Here is a 6,901-nt window from a genome sequence, read left to right as displayed (position 1 = left end):
CTTCGACTGAAAATTTTCTCCTTGACATAATCCTACTAATTTAAGGGGTTTAATTAGTAGAATCCAGTTCCAGGTTTTTAGGGGGCTAGTACATTCTGTTGTCGGATGATTAGAAAAAATCATTGAATAGGTATTCTGTCTTGATTGCGATTGTCGTCCGTAACGAATTTTCACTTTAACAGGTGTCTTTGTCGAGATGTCATTTAAGCTAAGTGTTCGCCACTTATGTCTGATTGGTGTCTTGTCCCAGAGCAACGAGCCAATAATTATTGTTCCACCTTTAAAGTTCATTTCTTGTCAATTTGTTGTTTACTGTCCGGATTTCTAAGGTTGCCACAACATTTGTATATACGCAGTATACCTACCTAGTTTCGTTTATATCCGTTATAGCCGAACCATTTGCAAGCGTTTACAAACGACTACAAATGGTTTTGATGCTTTTGTGACTTTTGAGTAAGTAGAAATATCCATAAAAAGTACCAATGCCCTTCGTACTCAAAGATACCACTCCCTCCGCAAATAACGTAACGCCCAGGCCTTTTCCTTTTGGGAGGAAAAGGCTATCCGAAATAAACTATTCAGGCGCTCATTTTTTTAGTGACCAAAGATACAGCTTTACCAGCGCCTTATATGTATCCCTAAACTACTCCTCACCCCAGCAACGGCCCAAAAACCGCCTGGGAGTTGCGTAGGCTCTGCTGGTGCGCCTCCAGGGCGGTGAGCGTACGCGGCGACTTGGCCTCGATGCACGGCTCCAGCACCACGTGCGGCCGCAAGCCCAGGGCCTTCAGCCCGCTGACTAGCCGGCGAGAGTTGATGTCGCCGACTTCGCGTACAAAAACGGAACCTCGCAGGTCAACCGCTACGTCTACGAAGAGATCGAGACCGTCTTCCTGATCACCTCGCCCCACCTGGCCCCCATCAGCTCCAGCATCATCCGCGACCTGCACCGCTACGGCCTACACGTCGACGAATTTCTACCTTATTCGCTGAGTAAAACGGGGGGTGTAGGGGGTACTTTACGTTGCCATCCTTTGTTTGGTGCCCGTAGGTACTTTGTATAGCTGAGGTTGAAGAAACGTCAAGTACTTACTTCTACTGTAAGAAGTGGAGAGGTTTGAGGATTTGATTTATGGACGATTGGTTAGCTTGGTGGGATACCTTATGGATTTCCCTTATTTAAATGATAGAAGTTTGATTTACAGTTCAATGCTGATTATAAGCTAGCCTTCTGAATCAGGGCTTGCTAATTAAAATACCGAAGAGGTACGATAGGATTATAGCGTTATTCAAACTAGCATGATCGAAACCCCGTAGGGGGTGGCATTAGTGCATGGTCGTCATTTCGGTATTTCTCTCCAGGTATAGCTTTTGTGAACTATCTTCCACGAGCCTTCATATTTGAGTAATAAAAAATAGTCTATGAACACTCTCCAATTGGGAACCAAAATTTCGGCTTTTGCAATTGCAGCGTCATTTTCGAAATCAATAGATATTATTCGCCCAATTCGATTAGATTTCTTTCCTTGTTCAATGCCTCCAATATAGTCTTTCCCTTTCCAAATTCGTAGGCTATCCTCTTTTGTTACCAAATATAAATTGAAATCAGGATGGAAAGCTTTTCTTACTTTATCAGGTTCACCATTCGCTGTTCCATCAATGTAATTCATCAGTGTTTCAGTAATTTTTTCGATTTCTGATTTACTGCTTTGATGTTGAGCATTTACATTAATTCCGGAAAGAATCAGAATTGACACTATTCCATATTTTATTAAATTGAGCATTTTGTTTGTCATTATTGTTTTGTTTTAATGTAAGCTAACGGTTCGTGTATAATGTTGTAGCACCCCGCATCGACGGCAAAGTACTTCATAATCCCTTGCTTTGTATTTTACTCCCAGGAGTGAAAAATACAAAATGATAACTTATTGATGAGTGAGTAACTCTGTAAAGATTTTCTACAATAACTGGTAGTGTTATCTCCTTTACACCCGCGCGGCGTCCGCTCCCTCAATCCCTCCTTCCAGGAGCGGACGCCGCGCGGGGAAGCTTTACGAACTAATTCACGTATCAATAATTCACTTATCAATAAGTTTGGTAAATCTGCACTATTACGTACAACAATCTGTATAGATCTAACACTTGTCCCCCGTTTCATGTATATCCGGCATAGCTGAGCCTCTACCATCGTTTGCAGATGACTACAACTATCTCTTATACTTTTGTAACTGGTAGTAGCGAAAAAGCAATAAGTAGAAGTACCTGCAGCTGGGTATCAAATATACCATCTACCCCACCAAAAGCGTAACGCCCAACCATTTTCCTTTGTGCAGGAAAAGGATAATTTTACACTAAGGCTCCTATTCCGCGTAGTTGGGTTGAATAAATATCCTTACTGATCGATTTAAAAAGTACCTAAAGTAGCTGGCGTCAACCGCTACGTCTACGAAGAGATCGAGACGGTCTTCCTGATCACCTCGCCGCACCTGGCCCCCATCAGTTCCAGCATCATCCGCGACCTGCACCGCTACAGTCAAAACGTCGACTAGTTCCTGCCTAATTCGTTGAGTAAAATTGGGGATATAAGGGGCACTTTAGGTTGCCGTGCTTTGATTGGTGGCAATAGGTACTTTGCGTCTTTGATAGGATCAGGACTTTCTTATAAAAATGCCGAAGGCATGATAGGCTTATGGCAGTGTTCAAAATACTTGGATTGAAACCCCGAATGGGGTGGCCGTCGTGCATGATGTCACCCCATTCGGAGTTCTGATCGTCTTGAATTTCTATTATTACTAAAGGCATGGCACCCTTTCAGTGTTACTTTTATTTATAAGAAAACCCTATTGAGAGGATTCAAGAAACGTCTAAGTACTTGGTTCTGCTGTAAGAACTTGAGTTTGGGATTTGATTTTGTTAACGAGTGAATAGGTTTGTTCCTTAGTCTAAATTGCCAACCAATTTCTGTAGTTAATCCAACTTTTTTCTCTTGCGTTTTCACATTTCTGGAATAAATGCAGTTGCGTCGATCTCAATCAAAAAGTCAGGGTTCGCCAAACCTGCAACAATAAGCACTGAAATGGCAGGTGGATTTATCAGATTGCCTAAATACTTTTGTGAAATCTGAAATCCAAGATGCAAATCTTGCCCTTGAACAAGATAAATTGACAATTTTACAAGGTTTTCAAAAGTTGCTCCACACGCAGATAGCGCTGTTTGCAAATTCTTCATCACCTGTTCTGTCTGCTCGGCAATGTCGCCTTTACCCACCACTTCGCCTTGTGCGTTTACTGCGTCTTGTCCACCAACATAAATTGTTTTTCCATTTCCTTGAGTTAGTACAACTTGCGAAAATGCAGGATTTTTAAAAAGTCCGTCAGGGTTGAGATGTTGTGTTTTGTCGTTCATTTTTCTGTTGTTTATTCGTTACGGGTTGGTCGTCCTACTATGACTGCTAACGGTTTCGGGCGGGTTTCGGATCGGTTCGCCGAAGCGGCAAAAAACTGTTAACAAGCACTAAACTTGAAAAATAGTTCAAAGCTTCGAGTTTGCTGTTCTTAATATTTTATCCATCTTTTTCCCTTTTGCTAATTCGTCCACCAATTTGTCAAGGTAGCGAACTTGTCGGGTTAAAGGATTTTCAATTTCTTCTATTCTGTAACCACAAATAACACCTGTTATGAGATTTGCATTTGGGTTCAGTTTAGCCGTCTGAAAAAAAATTTCAAAAGTTGCGTTTTGTTCAAGCAGTTCTTTGATTTTCTTTTGGTCAAAACCGGTTAGCCATTCAATCACTTGGCCCAATTCTTCTTTTGTCCTGCCTTTTCGCTCTACTTTCGTAACATAGTGAGGATAAACAGAAGCAAAAGTTATTTTTGCCATTCGATCGTTATGTTCAGGTGTTGTTTGCATATCATTTAAGTCTTTCTAATTTCCCTTTTCTTTTAATTAGGTTTTTATAGTCCCATTGGATTTCTCTTGATTTTTTAAGCCAACGAATTAAATCCTTTGTGTTTACTTCTGTCACGCTGTTATAAAAGATAGAGACGTCTTTAAATTTCTGTCCTTTGACGTTTAACTTTTCTTCGTCAAAGTCCGCACCGCTCCAAAACATCAATCTTATTCCTTTTTTCTGTTTACTGTATCCAACAGTCGGGTTGTCATCCAAAAACCAAACTGGGTGAGCGTGCCAAATTTTACTTTCTGCTTCGGTCAATTCGCTCCCAATTGTCATTGCAAGAAGGTCGCAGATTTCTTTGTTTGTTGCCGTCTGTTGGCTGTTATATAATTTAATTTCTTCGGACATATTGCTTTTCGTTGTGGTCGTCTACCATAGGCTATAACGCTTTGCGTAACTGCGCCGTGGCAGACCTGGGAGCCGAGATCTTGTAGCCTAAGACGAAGTTGCAAAGAAACCGAAACATTTTACCTTCCTAAATACCCAAATTGCGCTTGTGCGCTGTTATTGGTGCCCCTTTTTTGCACTTGAGGGCTATACCGGAATTCTTTTTATGTTAAAGTCCGCCGTTGCGTTATACTCAAGGCTCTGTTTTTCAAAAACCGGATTCTATCAGGCGAGTGCTGTTAGCGGTAGTTATCATTTACAAATTTAAACGCCAAGGAGTCTATCTTTGAGACAAGATCTTTTTTCAAAAAGTCATCAGTATTTGCAAAAAAAGCAATTGTCAACGGTAGTTTTAAATACCTTTTTGTATAGGTATTCACTCCAAACCACCCTCCAGAATGTTCTGCTATACTGTCGTTTACAAACCAGCCCATGGCGTAAAACATATCAGGTTTTAATGGTCGTGCGGATGTACTTGACTTAAATATTAACTGATGTATTTCGTTAGAAAAAATTGAATTATTTCTTAAAGCATTGTCATAATTAAAATAATCATCAATACTCGTATAGACACCTCCAGCTCCTAAAAGCCCAGTCAATGGATGGACATCCATTTTATTCCATTTACCTAAACTGTCTTTATGGTAATAAAAAGCTCTTTCATCAATATCAGCAGGACTATTTAAATTAAACACAATTGTCCTGGTCATTCCTGCTTTCTTAAATATATTTTCTTTTATATAATCTTCATATTTTTTTTACTTACTTTTTCTATAATCAAAGGAAGTACTTCATAAGCTCCGTTATTGTATTCAAAAATTTGACCGCTGATATTTTTATTCCGATTTTCTGCTGAATACCATTTTAAAACATCATAATTAGTTGCAATTTTAGTAGAATCCCAATATGTGCCAAAATAATCTTCCGCATCCTCAATTCCTGATGTATGATTAATTAGTTGTTTGATAGTTATGTTCTTAAAAGTTTTGAAAGGTAGGTATTTAAAGACGGTATCGTCCAAAGAGATTTTTCCATCATTGACAAGGCTTAAAATTGCTAAAGCCGTAAACTGTTTGCTCACAGAGGCCATTTCCATATTTGTTGATTTGGTTATCGGTTCTTTTGTTTCTAAATTCCTTACACCATAACCTTTTCCTATCAACATCTTCCCATCATAAGCGATTAATATTGCTAATCCAGGTTTGTTTGGATCTATACTTTCATTTAAGATTGAATCTACCTTTATTTGGAATTGTACTAATTCAGCTGATTTTGATTCAGACGTATCATTGTTTTGTGATTTGCAAGAGACAATGAGTAATAGTATAATAAATAATGTTTTCTTCATTTCGTTGTTTTTAATTTCCGCTAACGTTTCCCAATATCCATTTCTTTGATGCAAGAATATCTCGATGATTCAAATTTAACAATAGTTTGTTCATTCTAGCATTGCGATGTTAATACGGAAAATGCTCTAGTCTTACCGAGATCCGCGCACTTACTTTTAATGTTTGTATATACGAACCTAGCTTCATGTATATCAGCTTTAGCCGCAGCCTTTTGCCATCGTTTACAAACGCTAAAACTGCTTTTGATAAGTTTGTAACTAGTAGTAGCGCAAAGACGAAAAGCAAAAGTACCTACGGCTGCGTATCAAATATACCATTTGCCCCACCAAAAGCGTAACGCCCAGGCATTTTCCTTTGGGGAGGAAAAGGAAAATTTTATCCTACGGTCTCTATCCCGTATGGTCGTGTGGAAATAGGATACCCTGATTGATAGTTGAATAGACTTGCAAATTTGAAGGGAAACAAGCAAGTCCTGATTGATTCCAAGCTACCCTCACCCCAGCAACGGCCCAAAAACCGCCTGCGCATTGCGTAGGCTCTGCTGGTGCACCTCCAGGGCGGTGAGCGTACGCGGTGACTTCGCGTACGAAAACGGCATCTCTCAGCTCAACCGCTACGTCTACGAAGAGAGCGAGACGGTCTTCCTGATTACCTCACCCCATCAGCTCCAGCATCATCCGCGACCTGCACCGCTACGGCCAAAACGTCGACGAGTTCCTGCCTTATTCACTAAGTAAAATCGGGGTGTAGGGGTACTTTAGCGTGGCCGTGCTTTGATTGGTGCCCGTAAGTACTTTGTATTGTTGAGAGGATTGAAGAAATGTCAAGTACCTATTGCTACCATTGGAGTTAGGTAGTTTGATTGATGGACGAGTGAATTAGGTTTGTGAAGTACCTTAGAGCTACCCCCATATTCAAATATATAGGAGTGCAATTTCTAGTCCAAGGTAGCTTATGGGCTAACGTTTTCGGGCTTTGAGTTCGGGCGGGTTTCGGAGCACAAAGTTTCAATTTATTACTAAAGTTCATTAGAAGCACAAAGGTCGAAATTTGCACGTCAGCCCGCCTTTTGCCAAGCTGCTGTGCCTGTTGCACAACTCTTGTATCAAGATAGTTTTTTTTCTGCCTGGAGTGTCAGTATTTGTTAAATATTTTTTTTAAACAGTTGATTTTCATTTGTTTAAGTGACTAAAAATCACTAAGTTTAATA

Annotated in this window: 4 protein-coding genes and 4 pseudogenes; 3 read left to right on the top strand and 5 right to left on the bottom strand. The window is 40.0% G+C overall.

Annotation, left to right across the window (positions count from 1 at the left end):
• Nucleotides 1-815 precede the first annotated feature (815 nt).
• Nucleotides 816-1,064 (top strand): annotated as a pseudogene (locus HNQ92_RS28860) (hypothetical protein); the annotation flags it as partial.
• 276 nt (nt 1,065-1,340) lie between these two features.
• Here the strand turns inward: HNQ92_RS28860 and HNQ92_RS28430 are convergent.
• The gene (locus tag HNQ92_RS28430) at nt 1,341-1,784 is read right to left on the bottom strand and encodes a nuclear transport factor 2 family protein (protein ID WP_184180259.1); all 444 of its coding nucleotides are present in this window, start codon (nt 1,782-1,784) and stop codon (nt 1,341-1,343) included.
• 636 nt (nt 1,785-2,420) lie between these two features.
• Here HNQ92_RS28430 and HNQ92_RS28855 point away from each other — a divergent pair.
• Nucleotides 2,421-2,549: pseudogene (locus HNQ92_RS28855) on the top strand (pantetheine-phosphate adenylyltransferase); the annotation flags it as partial.
• 445 nt (nt 2,550-2,994) lie between these two features.
• Here HNQ92_RS28855 and HNQ92_RS28425 read toward each other — a convergent pair.
• The 4 genes and pseudogenes from HNQ92_RS28425 to HNQ92_RS28850 form a co-directional block, all read right to left on the bottom strand.
• Nucleotides 2,995-3,405, bottom strand: a complete 411-nt coding sequence (locus HNQ92_RS28425) for a RidA family protein (protein ID WP_184180250.1) — start codon at nt 3,403-3,405, stop codon at nt 2,995-2,997.
• Between the two features lie 126 nt (nt 3,406-3,531).
• Entirely contained in the window at nt 3,532-3,909 is a 378-nt protein-coding gene (locus HNQ92_RS28420) for a DUF2200 domain-containing protein (RefSeq protein WP_184180247.1), read from the bottom strand.
• 1 nt (nt 3,910) lies between these two features.
• Nucleotides 3,911-4,303 carry a DUF1801 domain-containing protein gene (locus HNQ92_RS28415; protein WP_184180244.1) on the bottom strand — a complete coding sequence of 131 codons (393 nt, stop codon included), beginning with the start codon at nt 4,301-4,303 and terminating at the stop codon, nt 3,911-3,913.
• Nucleotides 4,304-4,581: 278 nt separating this feature from the next.
• Nucleotides 4,582-5,507: pseudogene (locus tag HNQ92_RS28850) on the bottom strand (serine hydrolase domain-containing protein).
• Nucleotides 5,508-6,266: 759 nt separating this feature from the next.
• Between HNQ92_RS28850 and HNQ92_RS28845 the strand changes: the two are divergent.
• A pseudogene (locus HNQ92_RS28845) lies at nt 6,267-6,441 on the top strand (nucleotidyl transferase family protein); the annotation flags it as partial.
• Between the last annotated feature and the right edge of the window lie 460 nt (nt 6,442-6,901).

This window comes from Rhabdobacter roseus, assembly GCF_014202275.1.
GTDB classification, from domain to species: domain Bacteria; phylum Bacteroidota; class Bacteroidia; order Cytophagales; family Spirosomataceae; genus Rhabdobacter; species Rhabdobacter roseus.
This window is presented reverse-complemented; position numbering and strand designations above follow the sequence as displayed.